Consider the following 19,120-nt stretch of genomic DNA (forward strand, 5'->3'; position numbering starts at 1 on the left):
CTCTTTCAGAACGAAAACTGGTTCAACACATCCGGCATACCCTTGGCCAGGTCTTCAGCCTCGCGGCTGGCCAGGGTAGCGGCGTCCCACAGCTCGAAGTGCGAGCCCAGACCGAGCAGCATCACATCGCGCGTCATACCGGAAGCGTTGCGCAGCTCAGGAGCGATCAGAACCCGGCCGGAGCCGTCCAGTTCCACGTCCTGCGCGTTGCCCAGCAACAGCCGCTGCAGTGCGCGGGCCGTCATGGGAAAAGCGGCGATCTGTTCGCGCTTCTTTTCCCACTCGGGCCGCGGGTACACCAGCAGGCAGCCGTCGGGGTGGCGGGTCAGGGTCAGCCGGCCTTCGGCCTGCGACATGAGCGCGTCACGATGCCGGGTCGGAATGGAGATCCGTCCCTTGGCATCCAGCGTGAGCGCGCTGCTTCCCTGAAACACCACATTTACCCCACTTAATTGCACAATTTCCTACTATTTCCCACTCTACGGTATGGCAATGGGGCGGTCAAGCGCGTGGTTGCAATTTTTTCAATCACAACAAGGACTTAGATCAACATGTAAATGCGCAAAAAGAAAAACCTCCCAATAAATCAGGAGGTTGCGACATACTCTAAAAGTCCTACTTCAGAAGTAGCGGCTAATGGGGGCCGCCTACCGCCTTACGCCGGCCCGATCCTTCCGGCTCGCGCGGCCTGCCAGCAGGTTGGCACCCCCGGAGCGGGATCGAATTGGCGCGATCGGCGCCAAAAGGCCGCGCGCGGTCCTCGAGACCCGCGCGCGAACGGAATTCAATGCAAGACGGGTCTATAGGCCGGATTCTGTACACCAGGTTGCCCTGGCGGACGATCATTCCTCTGCGCGGATCATTGCTGAGCCGCTGTAGCCATCTACCCGCATGCTAGGACGGAGCCGCCCTTCACGGCCGTGAGGCCGCACGCATGCCTATTTGATGTTGCTCCGGATAGAGGTTGCCGCGTTTCACCCTGCGATGCCGCCGCCCGTTGCCGGATGGCGCAATACGGAGATGGCCGTATCGGTGCGCGCAAAACGCGCCCGCGCCGCAGTCTCGTCTCTGTGGTCCTATTCCTCAGCCGCGCCCGAAGACGCAACCGGACGGCCGTTAGCCGTTACCCTGCCCTGTGGAGTCCGGACCTTCCTCGACGGGCTTGCGCCCGCCGCGATCGTCCGACCCGCCTTGCAGCCCGTATTCTATTACAGCCGGCCGCCCCGTCCCCCACGACCGCCTGCGCCCGCGCAACCGGCCCGGCGGTTCCTGCGACAATACGCGTTGATCCGCTCCGTTGCCGCAGACACTCTCACTACATGGCCCTCGAAACTCTCATCACCTTGACCGACGTCCAACTCGCGTATGGGCACCATCCGCTGCTGGACCACGCTGACTTCGCCATCCAGGCCGGCGAGCGCATCGGCCTCATCGGCCGTAACGGCGCGGGCAAGTCCTCGCTGCTCAGGCTGCTTGACGGCCGCACCCAACCCGACGACGGCGCCATCGCACGCAGTTCCGGCCTGCGCGTCGCCACCGTCGAACAGGAACCCGAACTGAACGACGACGCCACGGTGTTTGACGTCGTATGCAATGTGGAAGGCGACCACGAAGACTGGCAGCGCCCCTCGCGTGCGCGCGCCGTGCTCGAAAAGCTGGGTCTGCCGGCGGACGTCCAGATCGCCGGCCTGTCCGGTGGAACGCGCAAGCGCGTCGCCCTCGCGCGCGCCCTGGTCGACGAGCCCGATCTGCTGCTGCTCGACGAGCCCACCAACCATCTGGACTTCGAAGGCATCGCCTGGCTGGAAGAGATGCTGCGCACCTGGAAAGGCGCCGCGGTCATCATCACCCACGACCGCCGCTTCCTCGATGCCGTGACCACCCGCATCGTCGAACTCGACCGCGGCCGCCTGCTGAGCTTTCCGGGCAATTTTTCGCAATGGCAGGAACGCAAGGCCCAGTGGCTGGAATCCGAGCGGCTGGAGCAGGCGCGGTTCGACAAGCTGCTGGCGCAAGAGGAAGTCTGGATCCGCAAAGGCGTCGAAGCGCGCCGCACGCGCAATGAAGGCCGCGTGCGCCGCCTGGAAAGCCTGCGGGTGCAGCGGGCCGAACGCCGTGAGCGCGTCGGCAACGTGTCGCTCGCGCTGGCCGAAGGCCAACGTTCCGGCAAGCTCGTCGCCGAACTCGAACACGTCGGCAAGCGTTTCGGCGACAAGATCGTGGTGGACGACTACTCCACAACCCTCTTTCGCGGCGATCGCATCGGCATCATCGGCCCCAACGGCGCCGGCAAAACCACCCTGCTCAAGCTGATCCTCGGCGAGCTGCAGCCCGACACTGGCACGACGCGCCTGGGCACCAACGTCGCGGTCGCCTACTTCGACCAGATGCGCGCGCAGCTCGACGAAAACGCCTCCCTCGTCGACATCATCAGCCCGGGGAGCGAATGGGTCGAGATCGGCGGCGTGCGCAAGCATGTGATGACCTACCTGGGCGACTTCCTGTTCTCGCCCGCCCGAGCAGGCTCGCCGGTACGCAGCCTGTCCGGCGGGGAACGCGCCCGACTTTTGCTGGCGCGGCTGTTCGCGCGCCCGGCCAACGTGCTGGTGCTCGACGAGCCCACCAACGACCTGGACATCGAGACGCTGGAGTTGCTGGAAGAACTGCTGCAAGAATACGCGGGCACCGTACTGCTGGTCAGCCACGACCGGGCCTTCCTCAACAACGTGGTGACGCAGACCATCGCCTATGAGGGCGACGGCCACTGGAGCGACTACGTCGGGGGATACGATGATTGGGTCGCCCAGCGCCCGGCGCCTGCCGCCGCGCCAGCCGACGCCGACAAGGCGGCCAAGCCTGCCGACGACAGCGCAGCGCGCGCGAAGGTGGCGCGCCCCAAACCCGCCAAAGCGGGCAAGATCAACGCCTGGGACCTGCGCGAACTCGAAGGCCTGCCGGACGCCATTGCCGCGCTCGAGGCCCAGCAGGCCGAACTGGCGGGCAAGCTCGCGGACGGCAGCCTGTATCGCGACGCCCCGGCGGAAGTCGAACGCATCAACAGCGAACTGGCCAAGCTGGAAGCCGAACTCGAAGAGAAGTTCGCGCGCTGGGAACTCCTGGAAGCGCGGCGCGACGGCACGCTCTGAGATCGCCTCTATATAAATAGAACAACGCGACGCGATGAAATAGGGGTGACCGGCACAGCCGCTCACCCCTGTCTTTTTTCGCGGGCCGCTTGCCCGCGTTCCCGCTCCGGTCCGCGTTCAGACGTGGGCGCGCCACCCCAGGGCCTCGCCGGCGGCCAACGGCACCAGCGTCGTATTGCCGAACGCCAATTCGTCGGGCACCAGGTAAGTCTCGCGCGACAGCGTCAACGTGCCGTTGTTGCGCGGCAGACCGTAGAAGTCCGGGCCGTGGAAGCTGGCAAAGCCTTCCAATTTGTCCAGCTTGCCCACCGCGTCGAACGCCGTGGCGTACAACTCCATCGCATGCAGCGCGGTGTAGCACCCCGCGCAACCGCAGGCATGCTCCTTCAGCCCACGCGCGTGCGGCGCGCTGTCCGTGCCAAGGAAAAACCGCGGGCTGCCGCTGGTTGCCGCCTCGACCAGCGCCAGGCGGTGGGTCTCACGCTTCAGGATCGGCAGGCAATACCAGTGAGGACGCACGCCGCCCTGGAAGATCGCGTTGCGGTTGTACAGCAGATGCTGCGGCGTGATCGTGGCCGCAATCGGACCCTCCGCGTCGCGCACGTACTCGGCCCCTTCTTTCGTCGTGATGTGCTCGAACACGACCTTCAATGCCGGAAAGGCGCGGCGCAACGGCTTCATGACGCGTTCAACAAAAATCGCTTCGCGATCGAACACGTCGATCGACGGGTCCGTCACTTCGCCATGCACGAGCAACGGCATGCCGCATTCCTGCAGCGCTTCCAGCGCCTTCGTGCACTTGCCCAGCAGATCGGTCACGCCCGCGTCCGAATTGGTCGTCGCGCCCGCCGGGTACAGCTTGACCGCATAGACCTGGCCCGATTCATGCGCGCGCACGATCTCTTCCGCCGACGTGTTGTCGGTGAGGTAAAGCGTCATCAACGGCGTGAACGAGTCCGGATTGACGTCCGTCTTCGCAAGCGCCTCCAGAATGCGGCCGCGATAGGCCAGCGCCTGCTCGGTGGTCGTGACCGGCGGCTTCAGGTTGGGCATGATGATGGCCCGCGCGAACTGGCGCGCCGTATCCGCCACCACGGCTTCCAGCGCAGCGCCATCGCGCAGGTGCAGGTGCCAATCGTCGGGGCGGGTGATCGTAAGTTGAGTCGTGCTTTGAGTAGACATGGAAGGCTTCTTAATCTGCCAGCGGCATGCCCCGTTCAGCCAGCGCGCAGAACAGTGCGCTGCCAAGGGGAATGACGGCATCGTTGAAATCGAAATTCGGGTTGTGCAACAGGCAGCCGGAATCGGCCCCGCCCTGGCCCAGGCGGAAATAGGCGCCCGGCTTGGCCTGCAGCATGAACGAAAAATCCTCGGAACCCATCGAGGGTACCAGGTCGCGCACCACGTTCTCCTTGCCGATCATCTCGGTCGCGATGTCGGCTACCAGGTTGGCGTGCTGGGGCGTATTCAAGGTTGCGGGATAGATGCGCTCATACACGACTTCCGCAGTGCCGCCGAAAGCGCCGGCAATCGCGCTTACCAGTTCGCGCATGCGCGTCTCGACCATTTCCTGGACCGACTTGCGAAACGTCCGCACGGTGCCGACCATCCGCGCTTCACGCGGGATGACGCTCATCGCGCCGGGATGCCCGGCCTGCACCGAACCGATCGACAGCACGGCCGAATCCAGCGGATTCACATTGCGCGACACGATGGTCTGTAGCGCAGTGATGATCTGCCCGGCGATCGTCACTGGGTCGATCGTCTGGTAGGGATGCGCGCCATGCCCGCCTCGACCGGTGATCAGTATCTCGAAGCGGTCGGCCGCAGCCATCATCGGCCCCGGATTGATGCCAATCGTGCCGGGCTTCAATCCCGGCCAGCTATGCAGCGCATAGATCGCATCGCACGGAAAGGTATCGAACAGGCCATCTTCCAGCATGGCGCGCGCGCCACCACGGCCTTCTTCCGCCGGCTGGAAAATCAACACGGCGGTGCCATCAAAATTTCGCGTCTGCGCCAGATACTTCGCCGCCCCTATCAGCACCGCGGTATGGCCATCATGGCCGCAGCCATGCATCAGACCGGGCTTGGTGGACTTGTGCCCGAACGTGTTGTCCTCGGTCATCGGCAATGCGTCCATATCGGCGCGCAGACCGATCATGCGCCCGCTATCGCAACGCTTGCCGCGAATGACGCCCACCACGCCGGTCTTCCCGATCCCGCGATGCACCTCGATGCCCAGCGCCTGTAGCGAGCCCGCGACAATGCCCGAGGTGCGGACTTCTTCAAAGCCAAGCTCGGGATGGGCATGCAAATCGCGCCGCAGCGCCGTCAATTCGTCATGAAAAAGCCGAATCGATTCCAACGGAGATCGTGCGTACATAGGACGTTACAGAATGACGTGATAGAGGGGACGGTCTGCGCATTTTAGTTGCTACAGAGGATAAATGCCTTTGTCTTTAGGGGAGAGACACGTTATGCTCCGGCCGCAGGACAATTTTTCCAACAGCCAGAGAAGGAGCGCCGCATTATGGCCACAACCTCCAAACCCGCGACCGCGCGCAAGCCGAACGCTGCATTCATGAAGCCCCTGACCCCCAGCGCCGAATTGGCCGCCGTCATCGGCTCGGAAGCCGTGCCGCGAACCGAGGTCACCAAGAAGATCTGGGAATACATCAAGAAGCACAACCTGCAAGATGCCAGCAACAAGCGCAACATCAACGCCGATGCCAAGCTGCGCCCGATCTTTGGCAAGGATCAGGTCACGATGTTCGAACTGACCAAACTGGTCAACGCACATCTGAAGTAAGCAGGCAAAGGGCGTACGGCGTACGTCCCTGCCTTTGGATTGTCGCGACGCCCTGGCTCACTGCCGGGCGAGCTCGGCGCAATCTCGCAAGTCCCCTCATCCTGCCCCATCATCGCCACGTTCGTGGACTTTCCCTCCCTACCCGCCATAGCCTGATCCCCAAGGCGTGACGCGCTTGCCTATGCGCCTGACGGCACCAGCGCGGCCAGTACGCTAGATCTTGGCGTATAGGCCGACCAGCGCGCTGAGATGCAAAAAGCGGATCCCCTGAAAAGAAGAATCCCCACGAAGCGTCAGATCGCTACGTGGGGATTGTGGTGAACCGCTCATCAACGCTCGGGTTGACGCCGGCCTTCAGGCGGACTTGCGCGTATCAAGCGTATGACGTGGGCGCGCTGCCTTCCAGCAACGACAGCCAGCCGCGGATCAGTCGATAGAGCACCCAAACGATCGTCGCGGCCACGCCAATCCAGCCGACGAAAATGAGCGTCGCGATCCCGCTGATGGCCAGCCACAGCAGCGCCCACCAGAAAGTGCGCAAGAGCCAGTCGAAATGCCCGGCATAGACCGTGCCGGCGGCGTCCGAGCGCTTGAGATACATGAGCACAACGGCCGCAATCGTGGCAATGCCCAGGAATCCACTCGTGAGGAAGCCCAACGCATACAAGCCGTAGGCTACGTGGGTCAACGTGCGCAGGTCCAATGTCGTACCGGGCACGGGGGTCTGGGGATCACTCACGATAACGCTCCAACGAATTGACTCGACCAATCTTACCGCACAAAGCCACCCCGACCACGGGCGTTGTTATTTCGGCACATTCAGCATTGGCGCGGCTTTGCAGGCCGACAGGCGGGCCAAAGACAAAGCCCCACCGGGTACCGGTGGGGCTTTGAGGGTAAGAGCTTGACGATGACCTACTTTCACAGACGTCCGTCCACTATCATCGGCGCAAAGGCGTTTCACTGTCCTGTTCGGGATGGGAAGGAGTGGTACCACCTTGCTAAGGTCGTCAAGCGTAGCTGCTTGAGCAGTTGACATCCGAGTCAACCGTTCGAATCGGGATCCTGCACCGAGACCCTAGCGCCAGACGCACTGCAGAAGGGTGCGGGACTGAGCCGCAATCGACCTTCTGGGTTCTCACTAAAAACAAACCCCCGCAGGGTATACCTACGGGGGTTTGCACAATAAAAGCCTGACGATGACCTACTTTCACAGACGTCCGTCCACTATCATCGGCGCAAAGGCGTTTCACTGTCCTGTTCGGGATGGGAAGGAGTGGTACCACCTTGCTATGGTCGTCAGGCGTAACGGGTTGAGCGGTTGCAGGTTAAGGCAACGGCTCCAATCTTGGAAGAAGCGCAACGTGTGGTGGTCAGAGCCTGAGCTCGATGATCACGCACAGTGGGTGTAATTGGTGTTGGCTGGCTGCTGACGGCGCAGCCAGTAATTTGTATTGAACGACACTTGGAACGCTATACACCAGGTCATAACCATCAGTGTTATAGGATCAAGCCTCACGGGCAATTAGTATCGGTTAGCTTAACGCATTACTGCGCTTCCACACCCGACCTATCAACGTCCTGGTCTCGAACGACCCTTCAGGGGGATCAAGTCCCCGGGATACCTAATCTTCAGACGAGTTTCCCGCTTAGATGCCTTCAGCGGTTATCTCTTCCGTACTTAGCTACCCGGCAATGCCATTGGCATGACAACCGGTACACCAGAGGTACGTCCACTCCGGTCCTCTCGTACTAGGAGCAGGCTCCGTCAAGTATCCAACGCCCACGGCAGATAGGGACCAAACTGTCTCACGACGTTTTAAACCCAGCTCACGTACCTCTTTAAATGGCGAACAGCCATACCCTTGGGACCGGCTACAGCCCCAGGATGAGATGAGCCGACATCGAGGTGCCAAACACCGCCGTCGATATGAACTCTTGGGCGGTATCAGCCTGTTATCCCCAGAGTACCTTTTATCCGTTGAGCGATGGCCCTTCCATTCAGAACCACCGGATCACTATGTCCTGCTTTCGCACCTGTTCGACTTGTCAGTCTCACAGTCAAGCACGCTTATGCCATTGCACTATCAGCACGATTTCCGACCGTACCTAGCGTACCTTCGAACTCCTCCGTTACACTTTGGGAGGAGACCGCCCCAGTCAAACTGCCCACCATGCACTGTCCCCGATCCGGATAACGGACCAAGGTTAGAACCGCAAACAAACCAGGGTGGTATTTCAAGGATGGCTCCACGTGATCTGGCGACCACGCTTCAAAGCCTCCCACCTATCCTACACAGGCCGGTTCACAGTCCAATGCAAAGCTACAGTAAAGGTTCATGGGGTCTTTCCGTCTAGCCGCGGGTAGATTGCATCATCACAAACACTTCAACTTCGCTGAGTCTCAGGAGGAGACAGTGTGGCCATCGTTACGCCATTCGTGCAGGTCGGAACTTACCCGACAAGGAATTTCGCTACCTTAGGACCGTTATAGTTACGGCCGCCGTTTACCGGGGCTTCGATCAAGAGCTTGCACCCCATCACTTAACCTTCCGGCACCGGGCAGGCGTCACACCCTATACGTCGACTTTCGTCTTTGCAGAGTGCTGTGTTTTTAATAAACAGTCGCAGCCACCGATTCTCTGCGACCCCATCATGCTAAGCGCGCAGGCGCTTCACACTACCGGGGTATACCTTCTCCCGAAGTTACGGTATCAATTTGCCGAGTTCCTTCTCCTGAGTTCTCTCAAGCGCCTTGGAATATTCATCCCGTCCACCTGTGTCGGTTTGCGGTACGGTCTCGTACAGCTGAAGCTTAGAGGCTTTTCTTGGAACCACTTCCAATCACTTCGCAAGCAATGCTCGCTCGTGCCACACCCTTGATTTACGCGCCCGGATTTGCCTAAGCGCCATCTTCGATGCAGCAACAGGGACATCCAACACCCTGATGATCTTCCGCGATCCGTCCCCCCATCGCACTGTACGACGGTGCTGGAATATTAACCAGCTTCCCATCAGCTACGCATCTCTGCCTCGCCTTAGGGGCCGACTCACCCTGCGCCGATGAACGTTGCGCAGGAAACCTTGGACTTACGGCGAGGGGGCTTTTCACCCCCTTTATCGCTACTCATGTCAGCATTCGCACTTCTGATACCTCCAGCAGCCTTTACAAGCCACCTTCGCAGGCTTACAGAACGCTCTCCTACCGCGTGCACTAAAAGTGCACACCCGCAGCTTCGGTTTATCGCTTAGCCCCGTTACATCTTCCGCGCAGGACGACTCGATCAGTGAGCTATTACGCTTTCTTTAAAGGATGGCTGCTTCTAAGCCAACCTCCTGACTGTCTATGCCTTCCCACTTCGTTTCCCACTTAGCGATAATTCGGGACCTTAGCTGGCGGTCTGGGTTGTTTCCCTCTTGAGTCCGGACGTTAGCACCCGGTGCTCTGTCTCCCAAGCTGTACTTGCGGGTATTCGGAGTTTGCCATAGTTTGGTAAGTCGCCATGACCCCCTAGCTATAACAGTGCTCTACCCCCCGCAGTAATACTTGAGGCACTACCTAAATAGTTTTCGGAGAGAACCAGCTATTTCCAGATTTGTTTAGCCTTTCACCCCTATCCACAGCTCATCCCCTAATTTTTCAACATTAGTGGGTTCGGTCCTCCAGCACGTGTTACCGTGCCTTCAACCTGGCCATGGATAGATCATCTGGTTTCGGGTCTACACCCAGCGACTGAATCGCCCTATTCGGACTCGCTTTCGCTACGGCTTCCCTATTCGGTTAACCTTGCCACTGAATGTAAGTCGCTGACCCATTATACAAAAGGTACGCAGTCACCCCACAAGGAGGCTCCTACTGTTTGTATGCATACGGTTTCAGGATCTATTTCACTCCCCTTCCGGGGTTCTTTTCGCCTTTCCCTCACGGTACTGGTTCACTATCGGTCGATCACGAGTATTTAGCCTTGGAGGATGGTCCCCCCATCTTCAAACAGGATTTCACGTGTCCCGCCCTACTTGTCTTACGCTTAGTTCCACACACAAAATTTCATCTACAGGGCTATCACCTGCTACGGCCGGACTTTCCATTCCGTTCGATTATCTTGCATGCTAAAACGTAAAGGCTCTTCCGATTTCGCTCGCCACTACTTTCGGAATCTCGGTTGATTTCTTTTCCTCGAGCTACTGAGATGTTTCAGTTCACCCGGTTCGCTTCCACTAGCCTATGTATTCAGCTAGGGATACTGCATTGCTGCAGTGGGTTTCCCCATTCGGATATCTGCGGATCAAAGCTTGTTTGCCAGCTCCCCGCAGCTTTTCGCAGGCTACTACGTCCTTCATCGCCTGTGATCGCCAAGGCATCCACCATATGCACTTAGTCGCTTGATCCTATAACGCTGTAGGCTATAGGACCTGAGTATTAGCGTTTGTGCCGTTCATAAGTTTCAAAGCAGTCTGAGGTTATTCACCCCTGTCTTGAGAACTTGGAACAAAATTAATGCAATCACAACCCGTGCCCATCTTCATCAGCAATGCTGATTACTTGATGAACACATTTTCGTTGTGCTTCTTCCAGATTGTTAAAGAACAAATATAGCTGTTGGGTAAAACCCAACTCATAGGATCGTTAATGACGACACTATGAGTTGGCCTCTACATCTACCAGGCGACTTGAAAATCGATGGTGGAGGTGAACGGGATCGAACCGATGACATCCTGCTTGCAAAGCAGGCGCTCTCCCAGCTGAGCTACACCCCCATACTTCGCTTGCCGCGAAATACCTGGTGGGTCTGGTTGGATTCGAACCAACGACCCCCGCCTTATCAAGACGGTGCTCTAACCGACTGAGCTACAGACCCAAAACCTTCTCGGATCAGCAGTCAGGAAGCTGAAGACCCAGGGAAGATTCCCTCGACCCAAGCCTACAACTGATCCCAGCTATATCAAACAACCGATAAGAGTGGACGCTTAACACGAGCACATAAGCTCTGAAAGGAGGTGATCCAGCCGCACCTTCCGATACGGCTACCTTGTTACGACTTCACCCCAGTCATGAATCCTACCGTGGTAATCGCCCTCCTTGCGGTTAGGCTAACTACTTCTGGTAAAACCCACTCCCATGGTGTGACGGGCGGTGTGTACAAGACCCGGGAACGTATTCACCGCGACATGCTGATCCGCGATTACTAGCGATTCCGACTTCACGCAGTCGAGTTGCAGACTGCGATCCGGACTACGATCGGGTTTCTGGGATTGGCTCCCCCTCGCGGGTTGGCGACCCTCTGTCCCGACCATTGTATGACGTGTGAAGCCCTACCCATAAGGGCCATGAGGACTTGACGTCATCCCCACCTTCCTCCGGTTTGTCACCGGCAGTCTCATTAGAGTGCCCTTTCGTAGCAACTAATGACAAGGGTTGCGCTCGTTGCGGGACTTAACCCAACATCTCACGACACGAGCTGACGACAGCCATGCAGCACCTGTGTTCCGGTTCTCTTGCGAGCACTACCAAATCTCTTCGGCATTCCAGACATGTCAAGGGTAGGTAAGGTTTTTCGCGTTGCATCGAATTAATCCACATCATCCACCGCTTGTGCGGGTCCCCGTCAATTCCTTTGAGTTTTAATCTTGCGACCGTACTCCCCAGGCGGTCAACTTCACGCGTTAGCTGCGCTACCAAGGCCCGAAGGCCCCAACAGCTAGTTGACATCGTTTAGGGCGTGGACTACCAGGGTATCTAATCCTGTTTGCTCCCCACGCTTTCGTGCATGAGCGTCAGTGTTATCCCAGGAGGCTGCCTTCGCCATCGGTGTTCCTCCGCATATCTACGCATTTCACTGCTACACGCGGAATTCCACCTCCCTCTGACACACTCTAGCTCGGTAGTTAAAAATGCAGTTCCAAAGTTAAGCTCTGGGATTTCACATCTTTCTTTCCGAACCGCCTGCGCACGCTTTACGCCCAGTAATTCCGATTAACGCTTGCACCCTACGTATTACCGCGGCTGCTGGCACGTAGTTAGCCGGTGCTTATTCTGCAGGTACCGTCAGTTTCCCGGGGTATTATCCCGGGACGTTTCTTTCCTGCCAAAAGTGCTTTACAACCCGAAGGCCTTCATCGCACACGCGGGATGGCTGGATCAGGGTTTCCCCCATTGTCCAAAATTCCCCACTGCTGCCTCCCGTAGGAGTCTGGGCCGTGTCTCAGTCCCAGTGTGGCTGGTCGTCCTCTCAAACCAGCTACGGATCGTCGCCTTGGTGAGCCGTTACCCCACCAACTAGCTAATCCGATATCGGCCGCTCTAATAGTGCAAGGTCTTACGATCCCCTGCTTTCCCCCGAAGGGCGTATGCGGTATTAGCTACGCTTTCGCGTAGTTATCCCCCGCTACTAGGCACGTTCCGATACATTACTCACCCGTTCGCCACTCGCCACCAGACCGAAGTCCGTGCTGCCGTTCGACTTGCATGTGTAAGGCATCCCGCTAGCGTTCAATCTGAGCCAGGATCAAACTCTTCAGTTTAATCTCTGTATTTGTTTCGTATTCTTGGTCCGTCTTGGCTTACGCCAATTCAAACCAGGTCATACGTCGCTACTCAAAGGAAGTGAGGTATGTTCTTAAACTTGACGTCTAAGGTACTTCACTTCTAGTGAGCACTTGATTTCTTGTGCTTGCGATTAAGGCCGAAACCCAAACCGCCGCACTCGCATCAAGCGCCCACACTTATCGGTTGTTTAATTGTTAAAGAGCGGGCACTGCTAAATTCTGTACTGCTTCTGCTTTCAACTTCGGCCAACTTCGCTTTTGCGTCGTCGCTGTCGTTGCAGCAGAGAAACGAGATTATGAAGAAGTTTTTATCGCTTGTCAAGTCAGCGTCGCGTTTTATTTACCGCACTTACTTCGCTTTCTTGCGGCGACCTCCTCAGGTCTCGCCAGGGCTTTCGCCCTGCCTTAGCAGCTATCGAAACATCAGGGTAAACCCTGAATTTTCGGCAACTGCCAAGCCCGAAACTATAACACCGTTTTGCAGATCATGCAATTGGCTTCTGCCTAACTTGCATCTTGTCCTGCAACGCTGCCGTGTTCGTGAATATTTCCACTTGGCGGCAACTCGGGAGCATAGGCTCTCACTAAAAACAAACCCCCGCAGGGTATCCCTGCGGGGGTTTGCACAATAAAAGCCTGACGATGACCTACTTTCACAGACGTCCGTCCACTATCATCGGCGCAAAGGCGTTTCACTGTCCTGTTCGGGATGGGAAGGAGTGGTACCACCTTGCTATGGTCGTCAGGCGTAACGGGTTGAGCGGTTGCGGGTTAGGCAACGGCTCCAATCTTGGAAGAAGCGCAACGTGTGGTGGTCAGAGCTTGGGCTCGATGATCACGCACAGTGGGTGTAATTGGTGTTGGCTGGCTGCTGACGGGGCAGCCAGTAATTTGTATTGAACGACACTTGGAACGCTATACACCAGGTCATAACCATCAGTGTTATAGGATCAAGCCTCACGGGCAATTAGTATCGGTTAGCTTAACGCATTACTGCGCTTCCACACCCGACCTATCAACGTCCTGGTCTCGAACGACCCTTCAGGGGGATCAAGTCCCCGGGATACCTAATCTTCAGACGAGTTTCCCGCTTAGATGCCTTCAGCGGTTATCTCTTCCGTACTTAGCTACCCGGCAATGCCATTGGCATGACAACCGGTACACCAGAGGTACGTCCACTCCGGTCCTCTCGTACTAGGAGCAGGCTCCGTCAAGTATCCAACGCCCACGGCAGATAGGGACCAAACTGTCTCACGACGTTTTAAACCCAGCTCACGTACCTCTTTAAATGGCGAACAGCCATACCCTTGGGACCGGCTACAGCCCCAGGATGAGATGAGCCGACATCGAGGTGCCAAACACCGCCGTCGATATGAACTCTTGGGCGGTATCAGCCTGTTATCCCCAGAGTACCTTTTATCCGTTGAGCGATGGCCCTTCCATTCAGAACCACCGGATCACTATGTCCTGCTTTCGCACCTGTTCGACTTGTCAGTCTCACAGTCAAGCACGCTTATGCCATTGCACTATCAGCACGATTTCCGACCGTACCTAGCGTACCTTCGAACTCCTCCGTTACACTTTGGGAGGAGACCGCCCCAGTCAAACTGCCCACCATGCACTGTCCCCGATCCGGATAACGGACCAAGGTTAGAACCGCAAACAAACCAGGGTGGTATTTCAAGGATGGCTCCACGTGATCTGGCGACCACGCTTCAAAGCCTCCCACCTATCCTACACAGGCCGGTTCACAGTCCAATGCAAAGCTACAGTAAAGGTTCATGGGGTCTTTCCGTCTAGCCGCGGGTAGATTGCATCATCACAAACACTTCAACTTCGCTGAGTCTCAGGAGGAGACAGTGTGGCCATCGTTACGCCATTCGTGCAGGTCGGAACTTACCCGACAAGGAATTTCGCTACCTTAGGACCGTTATAGTTACGGCCGCCGTTTACCGGGGCTTCGATCAAGAGCTTGCACCCCATCACTTAACCTTCCGGCACCGGGCAGGCGTCACACCCTATACGTCGACTTTCGTCTTTGCAGAGTGCTGTGTTTTTAATAAACAGTCGCAGCCACCGATTCTCTGCGACCCCATCATGCTAAGCGCGCAGGCGCTTCACACTACCGGGGTATACCTTCTCCCGAAGTTACGGTATCAATTTGCCGAGTTCCTTCTCCTGAGTTCTCTCAAGCGCCTTGGAATATTCATCCCGTCCACCTGTGTCGGTTTGCGGTACGGTCTCGTACAGCTGAAGCTTAGAGGCTTTTCTTGGAACCACTTCCAATCACTTCGCAAGCAATGCTCGCTCGTGCCATACCCTTGATTTACGCGCCCGGATTTGCCTAAGCGCCATCTTCGATGCAGCAACAGGGACATCCAACACCCTGATGATCTTCCGCGATCCGTCCCCCCATCGCACTGTACGACGGTGCTGGAATATTAACCAGCTTCCCATCAGCTACGCATCTCTGCCTCGCCTTAGGGGCCGACTCACCCTGCGCCGATGAACGTTGCGCAGGAAACCTTGGACTTACGGCGAGGGGGCTTTTCACCCCCTTTATCGCTACTCATGTCAGCATTCGCACTTCTGATACCTCCAGCAGCCTTTACAAGCCACCTTCGCAGGCTTACAGAACGCTCTCCTACCGCGTGCACTAAAAGTGCACACCCGCAGCTTCGGTTTATCGCTTAGCCCCGTTACATCTTCCGCGCAGGACGACTCGATCAGTGAGCTATTACGCTTTCTTTAAAGGATGGCTGCTTCTAAGCCAACCTCCTGACTGTCTATGCCTTCCCACTTCGTTTCCCACTTAGCGATAATTCGGGACCTTAGCTGGCGGTCTGGGTTGTTTCCCTCTTGAGTCCGGACGTTAGCACCCGGTGCTCTGTCTCCCAAGCTGTACTTGCGGGTATTCGGAGTTTGCCATAGTTTGGTAAGTCGCCATGACCCCCTAGCTATAACAGTGCTCTACCCCCCGCAGTAATACTTGAGGCACTACCTAAATAGTTTTCGGAGAGAACCAGCTATTTCCAGATTTGTTTAGCCTTTCACCCCTATCCACAGCTCATCCCCTAATTTTTCAACATTAGTGGGTTCGGTCCTCCAGCACGTGTTACCGTGCCTTCAACCTGGCCATGGATAGATCATCTGGTTTCGGGTCTACACCCAGCGACTGAATCGCCCTATTCGGACTCGCTTTCGCTACGGCTTCCCTATTCGGTTAACCTTGCCACTGAATGTAAGTCGCTGACCCATTATACAAAAGGTACGCAGTCACCCCACAAGGAGGCTCCTACTGTTTGTATGCATACGGTTTCAGGATCTATTTCACTCCCCTTCCGGGGTTCTTTTCGCCTTTCCCTCACGGTACTGGTTCACTATCGGTCGATCACGAGTATTTAGCCTTGGAGGATGGTCCCCCCATCTTCAAACAGGATTTCACGTGTCCCGCCCTACTTGTCTTACGCTTAGTTCCACACACAAAATTTCATCTACAGGGCTATCACCTGCTACGGCCGGACTTTCCATTCCGTTCGATTATCTTGCATGCTAAAACGTAAAGGCTCTTCCGATTTCGCTCGCCACTACTTTCGGAATCTCGGTTGATTTCTTTTCCTCGAGCTACTGAGATGTTTCAGTTCACCCGGTTCGCTTCCACTAGCCTATGTATTCAGCTAGGGATACTGCATTGCTGCAGTGGGTTTCCCCATTCGGATATCTGCGGATCAAAGCTTGTTTGCCAGCTCCCCGCAGCTTTTCGCAGGCTACTACGTCCTTCATCGCCTGTGATCGCCAAGGCATCCACCATATGCACTTAGTCGCTTGATCCTATAACGCTGTAGGCTATAGGACCTGAGTATTAGCGTTTGTGCCGTTCATAAGTTTCAAAGCAGTCTGAGGTTATTCACCCCAGTCTTGAGAACTTGGAACAAAATTAATGCAATCACAACCCGTGCCCATCTTCATCAGCAAAGCTGATTACTCGATGAACACATTTTCGTTGTGCTTCTTCCAGATTGTTAAAGAACAAATGTAGCTGTTGGGTAAAACCCAACTGATAGCGCTGCAAGCAGCGCTATCAGTTAGTTTCTACGCTGCGCCCAATACATGACGCCAGCTACAACAAACAACCGATAAGAGTGGACGCTTAACACGAGCACGTAAGCTCTGAAAGGAGGTGATCCAGCCGCACCTTCCGATACGGCTACCTTGTTACGACTTCACCCCAGTCATGAATCCTACCGTGGTAATCGCCCTCCTTGCGGTTAGGCTAACTACTTCTGGTAAAACCCACTCCCATGGTGTGACGGGCGGTGTGTACAAGACCCGGGAACGTATTCACCGCGACATGCTGATCCGCGATTACTAGCGATTCCGACTTCACGCAGTCGAGTTGCAGACTGCGATCCGGACTACGATCGGGTTTCTGGGATTGGCTCCCCCTCGCGGGTTGGCGACCCTCTGTCCCGACCATTGTATGACGTGTGAAGCCCTACCCATAAGGGCCATGAGGACTTGACGTCATCCCCACCTTCCTCCGGTTTGTCACCGGCAGTCTCATTAGAGTGCCCTTTCGTAGCAACTAATGACAAGGGTTGCGCTCGTTGCGGGACTTAACCCAACATCTCACGACACGAGCTGACGACAGCCATGCAGCACCTGTGTTCCGGTTCTCTTGCGAGCACTACCAAATCTCTTCGGCATTCCAGACATGTCAAGGGTAGGTAAGGTTTTTCGCGTTGCATCGAATTAATCCACATCATCCACCGCTTGTGCGGGTCCCCGTCAATTCCTTTGAGTTTTAATCTTGCGACCGTACTCCCCAGGCGGTCAACTTCACGCGTTAGCTGCGCTACCAAGGCCCGAAGGCCCCAACAGCTAGTTGACATCGTTTAGGGCGTGGACTACCAGGGTATCTAATCCTGTTTGCTCCCCACGCTTTCGTGCATGAGCGTCAGTGTTATCCCAGGAGGCTGCCTTCGCCATCGGTGTTCCTCCGCATATCTACGCATTTCACTGCTACACGCGGAATTCCACCTCCCTCTGACACACTCTAGCTCGGTAGTTAAAAATGCAGTTCCAAAGTTAAGCTCTGGGATTTCACATCTTTCTTTCCGAACCGCCTGCGCACGCTTTACGCCCAGTAATTCCGATTAACGCTTGCACCCTACGTATTACCGCGGCTGCTGGCACGTAGTTAGCCGGTGCTTATTCTGCAGGTACCGTCAGTTTCCCGGGGTATTATCCCGGGACGTTTCTTTCCTGCCAAAAGTGCTTTACAACCCGAAGGCCTTCATCGCACACGCGGGATGGCTGGATCAGGGTTTCCCCCATTGTCCAAAATTCCCCACTGCTGCCTCCCGTAGGAGTCTGGGCCGTGTCTCAGTCCCAGTGTGGCTGGTCGTCCTCTCAAACCAGCTACGGATCGTCGCCTTGGTGAGCCGTTACCCCACCAACTAGCTAATCCGATATCGGCCGCTCTAATAGTGCAAGGTCTTGCGATCCCCTGCTTTCCCCCGAAGGGCGTATGCGGTATTAGCTACGCTTTCGCGTAGTTATCCCCCGCTACTAGGCACGTTCCGATACATTACTCACCCGTTCGCCACTCGCCACCAGACCGAAGTCCGTGCTGCCGTTCGACTTGCATGTGTAAGGCATCCCGCTAGCGTTCAATCTGAGCCAGGATCAAACTCTTCAGTTTAATCTCTGTATTTGTTTCGTATTCTTGGTCCGTCTTGGCTTACGCCAATTCAAACCAGGTCATACGTCGCTACTCAAAGGAAGTGAGGTATGTTCTTAAACTTGACGTCTAAGGTACTTCACTTCTAGTGAGCACTTGATTTCTTGTGCTTGCGATTAAGGCCGAAACCCAATCGCTGCACTCGCATCAAGCGCCCACACTTATCGGTTGTTTAATTGTTAAAGAGCGGGTACTGCTAATTCAATCTAATCACTGCGCTGACTTCTCAGCGCTTAGCGACTATCGAAACTTCAGGGTAAACCCTAATTTTTCGGCAACCGCCAAGCCCTCTACTATAACACAGCTTTTGCAGATTGTGCAACTGGCTTCTGCCTGATTTGCACCACATCCTGCAACCTCGCTTCTTAGAAGCGACCCTGAACTCAGGGGCCGGTTACCGCACAGGTGGCTGGAAGTAGATCCGGGTAAACCCGGATTCGTCATCACCAACCAAGCCCAAGACTATAGCACAATTTTTGCGGATCGTGCAACTGGCTTCTGCCTAATTTGCTCCAATCCTTGCACAAACCGCGTCGCCGTCACTGCTGAGGGCTTTTGCGGCAGATCGGGCTAAATCGGCCAGACCTGTTGCACTTGCTTGGCTTCGCTGTTCAAAACTGCTTGAGCAGCGAAGGAGCGAGACTATAGCACAGAAATTTGGCGTGTGTCGCCAGCATGACACCCATTTTGCAGAAATATGATTCTTTATGGGGACGACCTTGCAATTCGCCCCGGTCTGGTCCGTGCGTGCGACGACTCGCCAGCCTTCTTCGCTCTATATATAGAACGCTCTATATAGTAGAACGCTCGCCGCGGGAGACATGGGCGGCGCAGGGTGGTGTGCGTGAACGGGCGCCCGCCTGCGAAGCACGT

Annotated in this window: 6 protein-coding genes, 2 tRNA genes, 7 rRNA genes and 1 other RNA gene; 2 read left to right on the top strand and 14 right to left on the bottom strand. The window is 56.4% G+C overall.

What is annotated here, in order from left to right; all coding sequences use genetic code 11:
* Positions 1–5 precede the first annotated feature (5 nt).
* Both mraZ and rnpB read right to left on the bottom strand, forming a co-directional pair.
* On the bottom strand, positions 6–434 hold the full coding sequence (gene mraZ, locus ACZ50Q_RS24765) for a division/cell wall cluster transcriptional repressor MraZ (protein WP_056322651.1): 429 nt from the start codon (positions 432–434) through the stop codon (positions 6–8).
* A 353-nt stretch (positions 435–787) separates the two neighbouring features.
* An RNA gene (gene rnpB / locus ACZ50Q_RS24770) (RNase P RNA component class A) lies at positions 788–1,193 on the bottom strand.
* A gap of 126 nt (positions 1,194–1,319) precedes the next feature.
* Here rnpB and ACZ50Q_RS24775 point away from each other — a divergent pair.
* Complete coding sequence (locus ACZ50Q_RS24775) at positions 1,320–3,146, top strand: ATP-binding cassette domain-containing protein (RefSeq protein WP_076518846.1); 1,827 nt, start codon at positions 1,320–1,322, stop codon at positions 3,144–3,146.
* A 117-nt stretch (positions 3,147–3,263) separates the two neighbouring features.
* Here the strand turns inward: ACZ50Q_RS24775 and pyrC are convergent, their stop codons facing one another.
* Together pyrC and ACZ50Q_RS24785 are read right to left on the bottom strand one after the other, a co-directional pair.
* A complete protein-coding gene (gene pyrC, locus ACZ50Q_RS24780; RefSeq protein ID WP_464082036.1) occupies positions 3,264–4,343 on the bottom strand; it encodes a dihydroorotase in 1,080 nt (359 codons plus the stop codon).
* Positions 4,339–5,532 (bottom strand): M20 aminoacylase family protein, encoded by a 1,194-nt coding sequence (locus tag ACZ50Q_RS24785; RefSeq protein ID WP_076518845.1) that lies wholly within the window; start codon positions 5,530–5,532, stop codon positions 4,339–4,341. Before ACZ50Q_RS24785 ends, pyrC begins: the two co-directional genes overlap by 5 nt.
* Positions 5,533–5,679: 147 nt before the next feature.
* Here ACZ50Q_RS24785 and ACZ50Q_RS24790 point away from each other — a divergent pair, with 147 nt between their 5' ends.
* The gene (locus ACZ50Q_RS24790) at positions 5,680–5,958 is read left to right on the top strand and encodes an SWIB/MDM2 domain-containing protein (RefSeq protein WP_006217453.1); all 279 of its coding nucleotides are present in this window, start codon (positions 5,680–5,682) and stop codon (positions 5,956–5,958) included.
* Between the two features lie 373 nt (positions 5,959–6,331).
* On the opposite strand, the gene ACZ50Q_RS24795 is transcribed toward ACZ50Q_RS24790, so the two are convergent.
* The 10 genes from ACZ50Q_RS24795 to ACZ50Q_RS24840 form a co-directional block, all read right to left on the bottom strand.
* Complete coding sequence (locus tag ACZ50Q_RS24795) at positions 6,332–6,697, bottom strand: DUF4870 family protein (protein WP_076518844.1); 366 nt, start codon at positions 6,695–6,697, stop codon at positions 6,332–6,334.
* A gap of 163 nt (positions 6,698–6,860) precedes the next feature.
* Positions 6,861–6,973 (bottom strand): 5S ribosomal RNA (gene rrf, locus ACZ50Q_RS24800).
* A 176-nt stretch (positions 6,974–7,149) separates the two neighbouring features.
* A 5S ribosomal RNA gene (gene rrf / locus ACZ50Q_RS24805) occupies positions 7,150–7,262 on the bottom strand.
* 200 nt (positions 7,263–7,462) lie between these two features.
* A 23S ribosomal RNA gene (locus ACZ50Q_RS24810) occupies positions 7,463–10,347 on the bottom strand.
* Between the two features lie 293 nt (positions 10,348–10,640).
* A tRNA-Ala gene (locus ACZ50Q_RS24815) sits at positions 10,641–10,716 on the bottom strand.
* Positions 10,717–10,740: 24 nt separating this feature from the next.
* Positions 10,741–10,817: transfer RNA gene (locus tag ACZ50Q_RS24820), tRNA-Ile, on the bottom strand.
* Positions 10,818–10,949: 132 nt separating this feature from the next.
* Positions 10,950–12,480, bottom strand: a 16S ribosomal RNA gene (locus tag ACZ50Q_RS24825).
* Positions 12,481–13,138: 658 nt separating this feature from the next.
* Positions 13,139–13,251 (bottom strand): 5S ribosomal RNA (rrf, locus tag ACZ50Q_RS24830).
* A gap of 199 nt (positions 13,252–13,450) precedes the next feature.
* A 23S ribosomal RNA gene (locus ACZ50Q_RS24835) occupies positions 13,451–16,335 on the bottom strand.
* 342 nt (positions 16,336–16,677) lie between these two features.
* A 16S ribosomal RNA gene (locus ACZ50Q_RS24840) occupies positions 16,678–18,208 on the bottom strand.
* The 16S, 23S and 5S rRNA genes sit together here with 2 tRNA genes alongside, the layout of an rRNA operon.
* Between the last annotated feature and the right edge of the window lie 912 nt (positions 18,209–19,120).

This window comes from Achromobacter sp. T5-5 (assembly GCF_055397965.1).

Excerpts from the sequence above, each read along its gene's own strand:
- ACZ50Q_RS24790 (WP_006217453.1), top strand. The coding sequence starts at position 5,680 with ATGGCCACAACCTCCAAACCCGCGACCGCGCGCAAGCCGAACGCTGCA.
- ACZ50Q_RS24775 (WP_076518846.1), top strand. The coding sequence starts at position 1,320 with ATGGCCCTCGAAACTCTCATCACCTTGACCGACGTCCAACTCGCGTAT.
- ACZ50Q_RS24785 (WP_076518845.1), bottom strand. The coding sequence starts at position 5,532 with ATGTACGCACGATCTCCGTTGGAATCGATTCGGCTTTTTCATGACGAA.